Origin of the sequence: Salicibibacter kimchii (assembly GCF_003336365.1) — a bacterium.
Lineage (GTDB): Bacteria > Bacillota > Bacilli > Bacillales > Marinococcaceae > Salicibibacter > Salicibibacter kimchii.
The window spans coordinates 376,981-392,877 of the sequence record NZ_CP031092.1; the positions used below are offsets into that span (position 1 = coordinate 376,981).

At 44.0% G+C, this 15,897-nt stretch carries 15 protein-coding genes, 1 pseudogene and 1 riboswitch; of the genes and pseudogenes, 9 read left to right on the forward strand and 7 right to left on the reverse strand.

Translation table 11 applies throughout. The features are described 5' to 3' along the window. The first annotated feature begins 122 nt into the window (after positions 1-122). Complete coding sequence (locus DT065_RS02165; RefSeq protein ID WP_114370457.1) at positions 123-1,295, forward strand: M24 family metallopeptidase; 1,173 nt, start codon at positions 123-125, stop codon at positions 1,293-1,295. Here the strand turns inward: DT065_RS02165 and yidD are convergent. Beyond that, a complete protein-coding gene (gene yidD / locus DT065_RS02170; RefSeq protein WP_114370459.1) occupies positions 1,292-1,522 on the reverse strand; it encodes a membrane protein insertion efficiency factor YidD in 231 nt (76 codons plus the stop codon). The genes DT065_RS02165 and yidD overlap by 4 nt on opposite strands. Before the next feature lie 105 nt (positions 1,523-1,627). Continuing rightward, positions 1,628-2,515 (reverse strand): 4-hydroxy-tetrahydrodipicolinate synthase, encoded by an 888-nt coding sequence (dapA, locus tag DT065_RS02175; protein ID WP_114370460.1) that lies wholly within the window; start codon positions 2,513-2,515, stop codon positions 1,628-1,630. Positions 2,516-2,698: 183 nt separating this feature from the next. Next, positions 2,699-2,880, reverse strand: a riboswitch (Lysine riboswitch). A 170-nt stretch (positions 2,881-3,050) separates the two neighbouring features. On the opposite strand from dapA, the gene DT065_RS02180 reads away from it, so the two are divergent. Next, positions 3,051-3,719: a YhcN/YlaJ family sporulation lipoprotein gene (locus tag DT065_RS02180; RefSeq protein ID WP_114370462.1), complete on the forward strand. Its 669-nt coding sequence runs from the start codon at positions 3,051-3,053 to the stop codon at positions 3,717-3,719. Positions 3,720-3,740: 21 nt separating this feature from the next. On the opposite strand, the gene DT065_RS02185 is transcribed toward DT065_RS02180, so the two are convergent. Both DT065_RS02185 and DT065_RS02190 read right to left on the reverse strand, forming a co-directional pair. Beyond that, positions 3,741-4,664, reverse strand: coding sequence for a diacylglycerol/lipid kinase family protein (locus tag DT065_RS02185; RefSeq protein WP_227002702.1), 924 nt, complete (start codon positions 4,662-4,664; stop codon positions 3,741-3,743). Further along, complete coding sequence (locus DT065_RS02190; protein ID WP_114370464.1) at positions 4,654-5,286, reverse strand: lysophospholipid acyltransferase family protein; 633 nt, start codon at positions 5,284-5,286, stop codon at positions 4,654-4,656. Before DT065_RS02190 ends, DT065_RS02185 begins: the two co-directional genes overlap by 11 nt. Before the next feature lie 241 nt (positions 5,287-5,527). On the opposite strand from DT065_RS02190, the gene DT065_RS02195 reads away from it, so the two are divergent. From DT065_RS02195 to DT065_RS02205, 3 genes and pseudogenes are all read left to right on the forward strand, one after another. After that, complete coding sequence (locus DT065_RS02195; RefSeq protein ID WP_114370466.1) at positions 5,528-6,619, forward strand: class II aldolase/adducin family protein; 1,092 nt, start codon at positions 5,528-5,530, stop codon at positions 6,617-6,619. A gap of 174 nt (positions 6,620-6,793) precedes the next feature. Further along, positions 6,794-7,624 carry a prolipoprotein diacylglyceryl transferase gene (lgt, locus tag DT065_RS02200; RefSeq protein WP_114370467.1) on the forward strand — a complete coding sequence of 277 codons (831 nt, stop codon included), beginning with the start codon at positions 6,794-6,796 and terminating at the stop codon, positions 7,622-7,624. Between the two features lie 225 nt (positions 7,625-7,849). After that, positions 7,850-8,870, forward strand: a pseudogene (locus tag DT065_RS02205) (RNA-guided endonuclease TnpB family protein). 704 nt (positions 8,871-9,574) lie between these two features. Here DT065_RS02205 and DT065_RS02210 read toward each other — a convergent pair. Beyond that, positions 9,575-10,126, reverse strand: a complete 552-nt coding sequence (locus DT065_RS02210) for a hypothetical protein (RefSeq protein ID WP_114370469.1) — start codon at positions 10,124-10,126, stop codon at positions 9,575-9,577. A 204-nt stretch (positions 10,127-10,330) separates the two neighbouring features. Here DT065_RS02210 and DT065_RS02215 point away from each other — a divergent pair, with 204 nt between their 5' ends. The 4 genes from DT065_RS02215 to DT065_RS02230 all read left to right on the forward strand — a co-directional run bounded on the left by DT065_RS02215 (position 10,331) and on the right by DT065_RS02230 (position 13,369). Beyond that, complete coding sequence (locus DT065_RS02215) at positions 10,331-10,615, forward strand: hypothetical protein (RefSeq protein WP_114370471.1); 285 nt, start codon at positions 10,331-10,333, stop codon at positions 10,613-10,615. A gap of 1 nt (position 10,616) precedes the next feature. After that, complete coding sequence (locus DT065_RS02220; RefSeq protein ID WP_227002703.1) at positions 10,617-11,006, forward strand: type II toxin-antitoxin system PemK/MazF family toxin; 390 nt, start codon at positions 10,617-10,619, stop codon at positions 11,004-11,006. A gap of 303 nt (positions 11,007-11,309) precedes the next feature. Then, a complete protein-coding gene (locus DT065_RS02225; protein ID WP_114370475.1) occupies positions 11,310-12,512 on the forward strand; it encodes an alpha/beta hydrolase in 1,203 nt (400 codons plus the stop codon). A gap of 209 nt (positions 12,513-12,721) precedes the next feature. Continuing rightward, positions 12,722-13,369 (forward strand): hypothetical protein, encoded by a 648-nt coding sequence (locus tag DT065_RS02230; RefSeq protein ID WP_114370477.1) that lies wholly within the window; start codon positions 12,722-12,724, stop codon positions 13,367-13,369. Positions 13,370-13,550: 181 nt separating this feature from the next. Here DT065_RS02230 and DT065_RS02235 read toward each other — a convergent pair whose 3' ends face one another. Both DT065_RS02235 and DT065_RS02240 read right to left on the reverse strand, forming a co-directional pair. Continuing rightward, the gene (locus tag DT065_RS02235) at positions 13,551-14,888 is read right to left on the reverse strand and encodes a YjiH family protein (RefSeq protein WP_335743566.1); all 1,338 of its coding nucleotides are present in this window, start codon (positions 14,886-14,888) and stop codon (positions 13,551-13,553) included. Between the two features lie 35 nt (positions 14,889-14,923). Then, a complete protein-coding gene (locus tag DT065_RS02240) occupies positions 14,924-15,724 on the reverse strand; it encodes an HAD family hydrolase (protein WP_114370478.1) in 801 nt (266 codons plus the stop codon). Positions 15,725-15,897 lie beyond the last annotated feature (173 nt).

Here is a 15,897-nt window from a genome sequence, read left to right on the forward strand (position 1 = left end):
CCACACTTTCATAGGTGTGGTGGCTTCTTCGTTTGCCGTGATCTGCGGTGAATGTCACCGGAAACTTATGCGAAAATGTTTTCTTGCGTCTCATTTTTTAAGGGATAAGAGGGGGGAGTTGTATGTTCTCAAAAGATGAATTTGTGACGAGGTTGAACAAAACGAAGCAGAAAATGCAGGAATACGGTGTAGAGGTCTTGATTCTTTCCAACCCGTCAAATATGTGTTATATCACGGGCTATGATGCTTGGAGCTTTTATGTCCATCAGGCCGTCATCGTATTTATCGATGAAGATGAACCTGTTTGGATCGGTCGGGAAATGGACGCAAAAGGCGCAAAAATAACCACTTGGTTAAGTGACTCTCATATTATCTCTTATCCTGATGAATTTGTGCAATCAACGATTAAGCACCCGATGGATTTTGTCGCTCACGTTTTAAATGACTTGGGCCAACATACGAGAAAAATTGGCGTAGAGATGGATGCCTTTTATTATACAGCCATGTGCCATGAACGCCTGCAATTTGGCCTTCCGGATGCCGAGTTTAAAAATGCGAGCTCCCTCGTAAATTGGGTACGGGTGATTAAAAGTGATGCCGAAATCGAATACATGCGAAAAGCTGCCTTTATTGTGGAAAATGCCATGCAAGCAGCCTACGATAAAGCAGATGTAGGTGTTCGGGAAAATGAAGTAGCAGCAGCAATTTATCATGCCCAAATTTACGGAAGCGATGATTTTGGCGGGGATTATACATCCATCGTTCCAATGTTGCCATCAGGAAAGTATACGGCAAGCCCTCACCTGACGTGGACCGATCAGAAATATAAAGAAGGTGATTTTTTAACATTGGAAATCGCCGGTTGTTATCAACGGTATCATACACCGATGGCCAGAACAATGGTTCTGGGGAAAGCTCCGGATTATGTACGTGACGTCGGAAAAGTTGTAAATGAAGGGATTGCAGATACGCTTGCCCATATGAAACCGGGCATGACTGCTGAAGAAGTGGAAGTGATCTGGAGCAACTCGATTGCCAAACATGGCTATGTGAAAGCTTCCAGATTGGGTTACTCCATCGGATTGAGCTATCCTCCGGATTGGGGAGAGCATACCATCAGTTTCCGAAAGGGCGATCATTCCCTATTGGAACCGAATATGGCCTTTCATCTTATGCCGGGAATATGGTTTGATGATTTCGGTATCGAGATTACAGAGCCGCTTTTAGTGACAGAGAATGGGATAGAGACATTCACTTCCTTCGATCGTGAAATTTATGAAAAGCCGGTCGACTAATCTTTTTTATTTTTCTTCGGTACCGGATCGTAGCCGCCACGGTGAAAAGGATGACATTTACTCAGTCGAATAACGGCAAGCAGGATTCCTTTGAAGGCTCCTTGTTTTTCAATGGCTTCGACCGCATATTGGGAGCATGTCGGATAAAAACGGCAAGTTGGCGGCGTATAAGGAGAGATGTAACGCCGATACAATTGGATGGGAAAAATCAACACTTTACGTAGCATACGTGCTCCTCAATTCATATCATGGGTATGTTTAGCCTGACTATGCTTCACCATAGAGAAAGAGCGACCATCTTCCTTGGTCGCTCTTTTCTTAATTCTTCGAGCTTAACTAACGAAAAAAGTAGCTTTTGGTTGCAGGGTTTGATACAAAAGGTGATATTCCTCATCATTTAAACGGAGCAATGGCAAACGCAGAGTGCCGGATATAATGTTATGCATTTCCAATGCTGCTTTCACCGGGGAAGGGCTCGGGGCCATAAACATCGCATTCATGACGGGCAATAATTCCCGATGCTGTTTGGCTGCCATTTGCACATGCCCCTGCATGAAATTCTGTATCATTTGCGACATGCCTTTTCCGACAATATGTGAAGCGACTGAAACAATTCCACTGCTTCCGATGGACATAAGAGGCAACGTTAAACTGTCGTCTCCACCATATAGTTTAAAACCTTCCTGTGCATTTTCAATAATGAATGAAGCCGCATCGGTGTCTCCGCTCGCTTCTTTAACGGCTTGAATATTATCAATGTTGGATAACCGGACGATCGTTTCCGGCGCTAAACTGACAGCGGTTCGGCCGGGCACATTATAGAGCATGATCGGTAAATCCGTACTGGCTGCAATAGCTTTAAAATGTTGATACATCCCTTCCTGGGAAGGTTTACTATAATAAGGGGTGACGACCATAATGCCGTCGACGCCTGCGTTCTCCGCTGCTTGTGTAAGCGCGATCGAAGCACGAGTATCACTGGTCCCTGTGCCGGCAATAACAGGAATTCTTCCGTTCGCTACCTTTACCGTATGCTTAAATAAGGACAATTTTTCTTCTTGGGATAACGTTGGTGATTCCCCTGTTGTCCCTGCAACAACAATTGACTCTGTTCCATTAGCAATCAGATGATTAATCAACTTTGTGAGGTCTTGAAAATCAATCTCACCGTTGTCATCGAAAGGAGTAACCATCGCTGTAATCAATCGCCCTACATTCATTTTTTACCACCCTCGTGTTTATATTTTTGATGTCTTCCATGAGGGGCTTTACACAAGTCAGTTTATGTGCATTCGGCCAGAAAGTGTAGGCATCCAACCAGAAAATTGATACCTTCATTAAAAAACAGCAATGAGCGCTCTCATTGCTGCATGAACACTTCTTTATGACCAGAAGCACTCCATGCGTGAGATAGCCCTCCATATAGCTTTTAGCTATATGACAGCCCTGCACTTGTTCAATGCAAGACCAGCCCAGAATGCGTGAGTCATTCTTAGCTTCGGCAAATACCCCTTTCCGTAAACGCACAGGGGTCCCACAATCCCTACGTATACGTACTGATGGTCTCTGCTCCTCTACTCCCACTTCAGAAGAAGCTGGATGTATTTATATATGTATAGTATCAAAATTCTTTATGATCTGCAACGGCTAATTTACACTTTTTGCGGATTACATGTAATTTTTGACCGTCAGTAATTTCCGCATGTTAAACGTGTACAATCGGTTACTCTAAACGTAGAAAGGAGGAAGATCTGTATGAAAACAAGGTTCCTCATTTTGACGATGGTTACAGTACTCGTCACTACCGGTTGCGTCCAGGCGCAACATGAAACCGGGCATACCCGGAAAGATTATGACCCCGAGCTTGAGCTTGGCATAAATTTAAATGATCATCTCGGTCCGGCCTCTGATTTGATGGTGCCTGATGACGGTCCGGGTAATTTAACAAAGAAAGGAACGCAGGATATCGATAGCCAACGGGATTACGGTTGGCATAAAAACCGTGTCAATGCAGTAAAAACAGGTCGGGTAAACGATCATCCGCGCCTAAATGATGACGCTGAAAGACTTCGTGACCAAGTGCAGGAGATTAATCAACAATACGAGGGAGAACAAGAAGACCTCCCCATCCTTAAAGAAAAAATTGAAAGCCTTGAGCCTGTATCCAATGCTTATGTCGTTTCGCACGACGGTCGTTTATATATAGGGATCGAAGGCGCCTCGGCAGATGATGAACAATTGGGCCGTGCAATCTCATCGCTCGTCAGCGAAGAAGATGTTGTATGGCATACGGATCGAAGGTCCGTCCACCGTATACGTGCAGCAGAGAAAACAGTAAATACCGAAGGCGAACTCGGTACGCATGAGTGGCTTGAGGACGTGGAGTATGAATTACAAAAATTAGGGGACGACTGGACGAATTAACCACCACGTCTCCATTAAATTTTAAATCACATGCAAAGCTTTTTCTTCAACATTAATATTTATCGGTGTCTCCCCGATGATTTCACCATCTCCATGGACAATCATGGCTGATGAGGAAGAGATCTCAATTTGCTTTCCGGTTCGCATTTTGATGGATGGATGGCTTACATGTTTTCCCTTAAATACGCCGGGGAATGCTCGTACAAATTGGAACTTCGACATTCCTTGAACAACACAAAGCTCTAAATAGCCATCATTCCCTTTAGCATTTGGGCAAATGGCCATTCCGCCTGCGTAATAAGGGAAGTTTGCAACGGCAACCAGCCATACATCCGTCATTTTTTCTGTCTTGTCATCGATTTTTATCGAAATATCGGCCGGTTGAAACCCTAACAAAACCCTAAAAACACTGATGATGTAAGTTATCTTCCCTAAACGAAAGAAATTCATCCACTTCTTCGTTTTAGAAGCGTTTACGGTCTGGGCCACTTTTCCGTCAAAACCGATGCCGATAACGGTAGCGCAACTTCTATCTTCGACACGTCCAATATCAACCGTTCTTTGCTCCCCTTTTAAAATCCATTCGAATGCTTCCTCTGCATTCGAGGGGATGTCCAATGCTCTGGCAAAATCATTGCCTGATCCAGCGGGGATGATCCCCATGGGGATATTCGATCTTATCAATCCGTTGATAACTTCATGTATGGTTCCATCTCCGCCAATAACGATGATAACCCCAGTTTTTACTTCTTTGCTGATTTCCGTAGCATGCGAGGGATATTTTGTAAAAAAAACCCGAAAGTTTATCTGTTTTGCAGTAAGCATCTTTTCAACGTTCTTCCAAATCGTCAAGCCCCTCCCATTCCCGGAAACCTTATTGACAATAAAATGATACAAATCATTCGCCCCTTTCCTGAGGTGGAAATTGAGATACTCATGGTTCATAACGGGGAGCACTTTCTTTATTTTCAGAAGCGTTTCCGATCCGTTCCACCTCTTTATCAGCAAGATCTTCAATGTAGTCCATTACTAATTGTGACAATGCACGGTGGCTCGTGTTTGGAAAATGATCCGGACGGATAGGGTCCCCAATGACAATGGTTACTGGCGTCCGGCCCAATGTTTTGTTTCCCCAAACAATCGCAACCGGCAATATCGGCACTGATGATTGCCGGCTCAAAAACGCTACCCCTTTTTTGGGTGGGACCGTTTCGCCTATTTTGCATCTTTTTCCTTCGGGGAAAATTCCAAACCATTCCCCGCGTTTAATGACTTTTAAGGAGTGACGAACCGGACGAATGACGATCCCGCTTTTACGGTCGACAGGAATAGCATGCACCTGACGTAAAAACCAATTGCTCAACGGAAACTTGAACAATTCGCTTTTTGCCATAAAATGAATCGGACGCTTGGACATTCCGGAAAGAATAATCGGGTCGAAAAAGCTTTGGTGATTGGCGGCGATGATAAAAGAGTCATTTGGAATTCGTTCTTTCCCGATCATGTTTATTTTATACAAAAAATACAAGACCATTAATCCGATCGGTTTTAACAACCAATAAACCATGCGTGTACACCCCGTTTGTTGGCTTCATTCCCTATTATGCCTAAATCACTTCTTTAAAATACCGGGAAAACGTATACCAACTTCCTGAACGGTTAAAATATGAATGGTATTTCTTCCAAATGTCTTATGGATGTGTGATGGACCTTTGATTTGCGTATAAACTCGCCTGGGCTAGGAGGAGGGAAGAGGTCTATCTCTCGATATTCTAATCACTCGTAAAACAATCAAGGAGGACGCATTCATGAACAATTTTACGGTGGCCGGGAAGGCGGAAAGTCCATTTTTATCATGGTTGACCGAAGGAATGATCAATGAATTTGAAGCGGCCGGTTATCGTTATCATGAGGAACCTGTGGAGCCCATCAAATTGGTATTCAATCTCATTGATCCTGAAACCCCTCGTCATTTTCGCAGAAACTCCCAGTCCACGTTTGTCGTTTCTGTGGTTGAAAACGATGAGCAACCGGAAGATGTCTTCAAAGCCGCTTATCCATACTTAGTCCGGTCTCTCGCTAACCACTTGATTTTCATTTCTCATCATGACGAAGGCACTACCCTTTATTTTATTACGCCCGAACAGGGTTTCTATAGCAAGACTTACAACAGGGAAGAAGGCACTGCTCTTTTTTTCCAACACATATTCGAGCGACTGGAACCGTTAGCTACGTCACAGTTGGTGATCAATAACGATTTTTTTGAAGATTTACTGGACGGTTTGGCAGATGGGAATGAAGTGACAGAACAAATGGCATTAGGCGGAAAAAAGCTGGATGAGATGAACCTATTACCCGCACCATTTCCGATTGAAAAATATTTGTCTTCGCGGGATATGCGTCATTTAAAAAAATTATATGGCATCGGTGGGCTAAGTTACGGAAATCTAAGCAGTCGTGCAAATAAGGACCACTTCTGGATGAGTGCCAGTGGCATCGATAAATCGAATATGAAGACGGTGGGTCGGGATATGCTCTATATCACCGGGTATGATTCGGAAAAAAATGCCATGCAGATTAGCATCCCCCCGAACACCACACCTAAAAGAGCATCTGTAGACGCGATTGAGCATTGGATGATTTACAAAGAACACCCTGATGTAGGAGCCATCGTTCATATCCATGCCTGGATGGACGGGGTCGAACCCACCCCGGTGAATTATCCTTGCGGAACGATCCAACTGGCAGAAACGGTGGCCGAATTGGTACGGGAATCCGCTGAACCATCGAGGACGGTCATTGGGCTTAAAAATCATGGCCTGACAATTACAGGAACGGATTTGGATGATATTTTCCGGCGTATAGAAGGGCAGATTATTCCCCATGTTCCAATGTCGTGAAGAAAAGGATGGCTGGTCACAGGATAGGAGGTTGTATGAAACCCATACTGATAACCATTTTCGAAACCGTTATCGAAGCTTTACTGTGGTTGTTTGAATTTGAGTATGAAGAAATGATGGAACAGACCCAAGGACATCAAAAACAAATCAAGTAAATGAAGGAGTAGGAATAGTATGGATGCGATTAATCCGGTCGCTGTTGAACTAGGGCCGATCCAAATTTATTGGTATGGGCTCATTATTGTAGCCAGTGCACTGCTTGGATTATATCTTGCCGTCCGGGAAAGCAAACGCCGCGGTCTTCCGAAAGATACCTTTGTCGATCTCCTACTTATCGGTTTTCCCTTATCCGTCCTGTTTGCCAGGGCTTACTATGTCGTTTTTAACTGGGAACAGTATGCAGACAATTTTTTAAGGGTTTTTGCCGTCTGGGAAGGCGGGCTGGCCATGCATGGCGTGTTGATCGGAGCTACATTGACCCTTGTTGTTTTTGCGTATGTCCGAAGACATTCCTTCTGGCAACTTGCCGACATTATGGCACCAAGTTTAATTTTGGCACAGGCGACCGGCCGATGGGGGAATTTTATCAATCAAGAAGCCCATGGGGGTCCCGTTTCACGGGCGTTTTTGGAGGGCATATACGTTCCGGAATTTATCATTGATCAGATGTACATAAATGGCACCTATTATCACCCGACGTTTTTATATGAATCGCTGTGGAATGTCACAGGATTTATCGGGCTAATGTTACTGCGGCGGATAAATTTACGTAGGGGAGAACTGTTTTTGACCTATCTTCTTTATTATTCGGTTGGACGGTTCTTTATCGAAGGTTTACGAACGGACAGTTTAATGCTTACGGAACACTTACGGATGGCTCAGGTCGCTTCTCTGTTTCTGATCCTATTCGCAGTGGGGATGATGGTGTACCGACGGAAAAAAGGCCATGCCCACGTTCGTTATCTGGATGACGGGGGAGAGAGGCTCGCCGTAAAACGTTCATGACGAGCGATAAAAAAACACCGAGCGAGCATATACATGTGGGAATATTGTGATAATAATAGCATATCCTTTTACAGAACTTAGAGCGAGAAAGCCCCCGTCTTTAGATGTGGGATGAAGCATGACAAACCAAACATGTGTTTGTATCATGGAATTGGGAGGTGAGCATCATATGCCACAATTTCATTAAAACTTGAGTTATTAAAACCAACCAAAAACAAAGCATCCATGTATCAAAAAATGACGGAAACAAATACAACGTTTGCTAATTGGTTGCTTGAATGGAAAGATTTAAACAAAGCCACCTCGAAGCATTTTAAGTCGTGTTCAGATGAAACATTCCCTTCTGCCATTGTAAACCAAACCATAAGAGCGGTTAAATCCAAGAAAAAAATCAAAAAGCAAAGGTTTTCCGTTCTTTTTGGTGTGGATTCAACAATCAAACTTGTAAAATTGAAAAAGAAAATGCTTTGTATAAAATTTCATTTCCTACGTTAGAAAAAAGAGTCGGTGTTCCTGTTTTTGCCAACAACACTGGTTAGATAGAATTTTAGAAGGATGAGCAAAACAAGGCGCTACCGAATGTACGAAAAGCGCAGTCGTTGGTTTGCTTCTGTGACGGTTGCTTTTGAATCTGAAAAACCAAAAGTTGAGCCACGATCACCGAAGGTGATGGGGGTTGATGTTAGATGAAATAATCTAGCCGTAGCTTCTGTTGGCACAGAATCGTTATTCTTCAAGGGGAATGAAACGGCTTTTGTCCGCAGAAAGTTCGCTTCTGCCCGAAGGCAAATGGGAAAAAATAAGTGTCTGAATGCAATGATTAAATCTAAGGATAAAGAGTCTCGAGGATGAAAGATGTCAACCACAAAATCAGCCGTCAAATGGTTGATGTTGCCCAAGCCAACGGTGTTCGTTTGGTTCGAATGGAAGATTTGACCGGCATTAGGCATACGGCAAAATCAAAAAAGAAGCAGGACGTCATCTTCACCGGTGGTCTCCCTATCAATTGCAGCAGTTTATCCAGTATAAAGTTGAAATGGCTGGCATCGCAGTGGAATATGTTGTTCCAAACGACACATCGCAGACGTGTAAGTGTGGACATAAATCCAAAAACAACCGTAACGGGACAACGTTCCGGTGCAAGAAATGTTAGTACGCAACACACGCAGACCTGAATGCGGCGATCAACATTTCAAAAGCGATTTCGGGTATTTCCGAAACAAAAAACAAAAAGAACGCATCTTAAAACCTAGTACAGAGTGGTCGAATTATCCGGTCACACCCAAGGGCAACTCAAAAAAGGAGGGCGGTCACTCGTGCATTATGGCTGAATTTCCTCACACTGGCTGATTTTCCTTCCGGTTTGTTCCACATAACTTATTCATGGCACCTCTGATTAGGATATTATTGCTTTTAGAGGTGTCATAACTTGTTTATGGCACCCCTGATTGGGTTATTTAACCTTCGAGTGGTTCCATGACTCACTCATGGCACCTCTAATTGGGGTAATCTTCCTTCTAGTGGTGTCATAATGAGGATTTCGGACGTTCTCTTCGCGAAAGTTAATAGTAAACGCGCCTTCTATTTTTGGTATCTCAACCATTGGGTGGAGATCTGGCACGTTTCCTAAATCTGGCGCCAACAACGATGGGGATCACTTATTTCAGCCGTCCTGCACTAGTGTTGTGGGAAAAGCAACACCGCCTGTAAGGTACATGTGCCATCGTACGCCGAACGAAACAGGACGAGGGGATGGCACACCTCTGAACTAAAGGCTCGTTCAAAACAGAAATGGATTGCGAACGTAATAGCACTTTAGAATCCCATTGCTTTAGCCGCGGGAGTGTCAAGAAAGGATCTATTTTTATGGAATGGCTATTGAAAGATCATGAGAAAATGAAGATTCGGCCCCACAATGGAGTGGCCGAAAAGGAGATGAGACTCAGGCGATCACGACACTAACCCAAAATCGTCTAATTTTGCTTGATGCGTATACTCCATCGTTCGTAAATATTCCGTTAGGTTCTCTGTATAGCTACGTGTAAGGTCACAAGCTTCTGTGCTCCCGTCCGTACATTCACTGATGTTTTTGTCGACTGCATTCATTTCCAACAAGGATCCTAATGTAACATCCCTAAGATCATAAAATTCAGGAGGCGTTGGCTTATCCGTGATGTCGTCCACCAAACCGGATAAACGTCCGACGGAAGCCTGTGTACCAGACGCATCGGTTTCATCAACGTACGCATAAAGGCTTTGAAGTTCCTCATGAAATTGTTCTAAAAAAGCACTGTAATGATCACTGTATGCTTTTATTTCATCATAATTGCTTGTCGCCTCATGCAGATCTCTTCGATACAATTCATTATGTTCAACCCCCGGGTTCGACACATATTCCATTCTGGCAAGGTCATCGTCCAGATCTTCGGCATTCTCACTTCCACAACTCGAAATGGCAAGCATGAGCAAAATGATGACCAAAGATCCTTTCATTAAGCGCATGATATTCATCCCCTTTTCTGTTAACTCCTTCAACGATTAGTATGAGATCAAATGGAAGTATCTATGCATGAAAGAATAAGAATGAGGTCACCCTGATTGATAAGTGAAATTATTTTTTAAGGAAACTTCTCGCAAAAAATCTTTAATCCCATGTGATTTTCGCTTATAATGGTGTGGAATACACGTCTGGGGGGCACAGGGACCATGCATTCAGAAAAAATTTCCGTACCACTTACAGATGAACTATTCAGTGAAATCAAGCACCTATCCGAAAACGAACAGAATCGGTTTTTCCGTCAGCTGGTCCAACGGTATATTGAACGGAAAAAGAAGGAGCACCTTCGCGCTGACTTAAAGGAAGGGTATATTGAGATGGCAGAATTAAATCTGTCGATCGCCGAAAGCTTCGCCTATGTGGAATGGGAAGCGACTCGCACAGCAGAATCAAACAGGCATGACACCCAATATACCAAGGAGGTGAATGGATGACGTGAATAATTCGAATCAGTCTCAACATCCAACTGCAAAGAAAAGCGTCAAACGGGGGGATGTTTTCTTTGCAGACTTATCTCCGGTGGTCGGCTCGGAACAAGGCGGTGTCCGACCGGTCCTTATTATTCAAAACGATATAGGCAACCGCTTTAGCCCAACCGTCATTGTAGCCGCGATTACCGCACAAATTAAAAAAGCGAAATTGCCGACACATGTGGAAATCGACGCGGAAGAGCATCGATTTGACCGGGACAGCGTCGTACTTTTGGAACAAATCCGCACGATCGATAAACAACGTCTTACGGACAAAATTACCTATTTAGACGATGAGATGATGAAAAAAGTGAAAAACGCATTGGAAATCAGTATTGGCCTTAGTGATTTATAAGTGTAAAAAGAACAGTGCTGAAGGGAAAACGGACGCAAATATTTCGTACATAATGAAGGAAAACACCAGCTCTCCCCCCAGGGCTGGTGTTTTTTAGGTAAGAAGGTATAAAAAGAAACCACGTAAGGCATTCTAATGCCTCAGTACATAACTTTTCCAATGTTGGTTATCTTAACCACAGGCATCAACCTTCATTGAATATGTGATATTATGTGAAAAAATGAAATTTATTCTCACAATTATCTCTAAAATATGGTATAATATAAAAAAGAGAGGGGGGTATGGCGAAGAACGCTGCATACTATGAAAAGAAAATTATTTTCCGCATCCTTCAAGATTGTCATCGGATTATCCATCATTTTATCAAGTTTTGTCAGTGGGTGGGCGACAACGTCAGAAGGGGATCTGCCATCGAAAACAGCGGTGATTCTTCATGCCATTAACAATCAGTTAGTCATTCCTGATGAACAATTGACCCCGCCATCGTTTTTAACTGGAAACAATGCTTCCGACGGGGCTGCTTTCGAGCATGAATCCCTGCAAATACCCGTGAGTGACGGCACAGTATTGCCGGGTCGTATGCACCGCCCTGCGGATGCTGAAAATGCCCCTATCATCGTTTACTATCATGGCGGTGCTTTCATGGAGGGGTATGGCAATATTCACACCCATGACAATATCGTCCGTGCGCTCGCTTATCGTTCAAATGCGATTGTGATCAGCGTTGGATACCGATTGGCACCGGAACATGTTTTTCCAAAAGCTGTCGATGATTCTTATGATGCGTTGCAGTGGGCGTATGAACAGGCCGAGGAACTAGGCGGTTCAAAAGAAAAAATGGTTGTGGCAGGGGATAGTGCCGGCGGCAATCTTGCTACAGTAACGGCGCTAAAAGCACGCAACGAAGGAGGACCCGAAGTAAAGGCCCAGCTTCTCTATTACCCTTTGACGACGTTTCATGACCGTCCTTTGGAAACTCGTGATAAATATGCAAGCGGCAATTACTTGCTGTCAAGAACGGTAATGGAAAAAGCACGTGATGCGTATACACCGGGGGAAAAAATGCGGGAAAATCCCTATGTGTCCCCCCTTGACGAAGGGGTGGCCGAAGGTCTCCCTCCAGCATTTATTGCAACGGCGGAATTTGACCCGCTAAGAGATGAAGGTGAACTTTACGCTCATAAGCTTCACGAAGAAGAAGTTCCCGTGGAAGCCATTCGGTATGAAGGCGTTATGCATGGGTTTTTATCCTTTTACGAGGTACTCGCCACCGGCCGCCACGCGTTGGATGACAGCATAGCATTTCTTGATCGGACATTAAATGATAAAGAAGTGGCAGGGGCGGGGTTTCGAATCGTGGAAAGGGAACAACCCACAGGGGTTGAGAGACTCAGGGAGGAGACAGAAGCCCACATGGGTGCCGTTTACCTTCTCGGGTTACACGCTCAACGCCAAATCGATCAATGGGTGGAAACCTCGTTATTGGCTGACTCCGATAACGAATAACGAATACAAACGGACCCTGGATCACATTTTAAGTGATTCAGGGTCAATTTATGGGGATATAGAATCGTTAGAGCTTCTGTATCAGTATTTGATTCCATATGTGTCCATATTCTTTTATATCCTCTGTTTTATTTTCATTATGACTGTGCTATACTATCCAAGGATTGCTCACCACGAAAATACAATCACGAGATAAAGGGGGGTCCCTAATGTTGGCGGGACGGAAACAACGACTACAGACATTTGCAAAACGGCGTCGTCAATTGAATGTCCATGAGCGAATACAAGAAAATGAAAAGCTTTCGATCCTTGAACGGGAGATGCCCCGATTTATTAATATGACGATGCCGATTTTTTTATTGCGTCCGGAAATGGAACGACAGCTTCATCAATTTTTGCAGACCGCCGCTCAGGAGCGGGTTCCTTCAAAGTTCTTCTTCAAAAAGAATGGGCGTGACCAAGCGCTTTTTTATCATAAAGAGCTTTCTGTCTTTATTAAGTATTTACGAAAGCAAGGGTTCTATTTAAACGGTCATGAAGCATTGTTTGCTCATGTTCTCCTGAATCATTTAGCGATCCTAAGCTTTCAGCATATGCAAAGGCGGTATGGATTGCTGACATTATCGACGGACACCCTTACAGACGTATTTGACCGCTATTTGCATCTCGTTAATGAAAAAGATTATTATCGCGTCGACCACTTGGAGTACTTGCGGCAAAATTTGATAAGCAAACGTATGGTCCCGGTTACGACGAGTCAAAATAAACTTAAACGCCAATTGAAACAATATGAAAAAAATCATGAAGACCTTCAAATTCACAAGTTTGAACAACGTCTTCAAAAAAACGTGAATTAAAAAGGCTTCCCGGAAAATGGGAAGCCTTTTCTTTTTCTTTTTCTTGTTTTACAGCTCTTTAATAAGGAGGGGTCCGGGAATGGATGTTACCGCTATTACTGGCATCATTCCGGATAAGGAGCGAACGAATCTCTGGGAATCATAATTTTCATGTATGGATCTCTGGCCAGCCACCCTCTCCTTAAAAAATAATATGTGCGCATAAAACAATAATCGGCAAGGTAATAATGGTTCTCAACAAGAAAATCATAACCAGTTGCCAAAAGGTAATCGGAATTTTTGAGCCGAGAATCATACCGCCAACCTCGGACATATAAATCAACTGACTGATCGAAAGACAGCCGATAATAAAACGTGTCATTTCACTTTGGATATCCGAAGCGATGATCGCGGGGAGCAACATGTCCGCGAACCCGATTAACATCGCCTCCGATGCCGCTTGTGCTTCGGGCACTTGCATAAGTTCCAAGATTGGAATGAAAGGAAGGCCCAACCACTGAAAAACCGGGGTATGTTCAGCGATGATGATCATAATCGTACCAAGCGTCATGACTATGGGAATGACGGCAAGCCACATCTCCATGACATTCCTTATTCCGTTACGCCCGGCTTCTTGTGTGCTGGCATCGCCGGCTCGCGTAAGCGCTCCTTTCCACGCGCGGGTGATTGCCGGTTGGTCGGAATTTTCGTTTCGTGTTTTCGGTTCAGCCCCCGGGTAATATTCTTCGCTTTTTCTTGAAAGCGGAGGGATGCGGGGCATAATGATCGCGGCAACAAAACCGGCGATGATAATCGTGATGTAATAGGGAAGGAACATATGGGTCAAATCAAGATATCCGAGGACGACGATCGTAAAGGTAATCGATACGATATTAAAAGTCGTTCCCAGAACGGCCGCTTCCCGTTTTGTATAATGCCCTTGTTCATACTGCTGACTCGTTAACAATACCCCGATGGCCGCGTCCCCGAGCCATGAGGCTAAACTGTCGATGGAAGAACGGCCGGGCATCGTAAAAAGCGGTCGCATAATGATATGCAACAACACCCCTGTGAATTCCAACAGGCCAAAGTTCATCAACAAAGGCAAAAAGATGCCGGCGAACAGAAAGATTGTAAGTAAAAAGGAGGCCAATCCAAGAATTTCTCCCCCCGTTGCTTCTCCCCAAAACCATTCCGGCCCCCACTCAAAGAGAATGGCGACTGCGAATATAAATCCGATGATCCGTATGACCAACCAAACGGGTGTTACGGAAAAGAGGGACTCAAAAAGCGAACGGCGCATCCATTCCGGGTAGAGGTAACGATAGAGGATCGTACCAATAACCGATATGGCGGTAATGGTCACAATCAGTTCTCCCAAGATGGGAGAGAGGAACGAGTCCAGTGTTTCGGCCAACCACGCGATTGGAATGGTGATTTCGCCATCCACGTTAATAGGTGTAATAAATATAATAATCCCGACAATAGAAGGGAGGAGAAATTTTAGCATGTGCGTACTGTTATATTGTTTCGCAGACAAGGAATCACTTCCAGACAATGATAAATATAAGGCTGTTATTCAAAACCATTTAATTTTCCAAGCGTCTCTTCCAATTCGCGCAAAGTGGATATTTCAGCGTCCGGTACAATCCCGGTGTCCGCTTCTTCGTGATCGCGATTGAGCCAAATCGTTTTTAATCCTGCGCGAATGCCACCGATAATGTCCGTATGTAAATTATCCCCGATCATCACGGTTTGATTCGCATCGGCACCGAGTTGTTCTAGTGCATAGGAAAAAATGGATGTGTCCGGTTTACCAACTCCAAAGGCGCCGGAGATTACAATGCGGTCAAAATGGGGGATAAGCGCTTTTGTCATGTGTAATTTTTTCAACTGCAAGCTGGGAGCCCCATTTGTCACGAGGGCAAGTTGATAAGGGATGTTCATTTTTGTTAAAACTTCAAACGTTTCTTCGTAGACGTAAGGGAGTGTCTCCCGATAGTCAATGAAATGTTTTGAGAGCTCCCTTGCCAGTGAAAAATCCTCAATGCCGACGTTCTTTAACGCTTCCGTCCAAACTTCAAACTGATACATCCGAATGTTTGCGCCCATCTCCCTGAGTCGAACGTCGTGAATATCATCAAACGTCCCCCATAGCCCTTCAAACGGGTTGATGCCTAGAGCGGTTGTCAAAGGATAAAACGATTGCTTTTCATACAGGGTCGGGGCTACTGTTCTTACAGCCTCCATCAGCTCTGTACTTTCAACGCCTACTTGACGGAATGCTTCGTTACATGTGGCTAAAAGAGATTCGGATATACTCTTTTTATCCCATAATAATGTGTCATCCAAATCGAACAGAAGTGTATGTATCATCTAATCCACCCTTTCAAATCTTTAACGTTATGCCATTAGACAAGAGATGTACAATGGCACATGCCACCCCTTGATCTTGGCTCCTTCAGCAACTGTAATCCCTGAGAGGGGCATGTTACTTTATTGTAGCATATGGTCAAACGATGCAAACAACATTTTGGAGGGAAGGACTG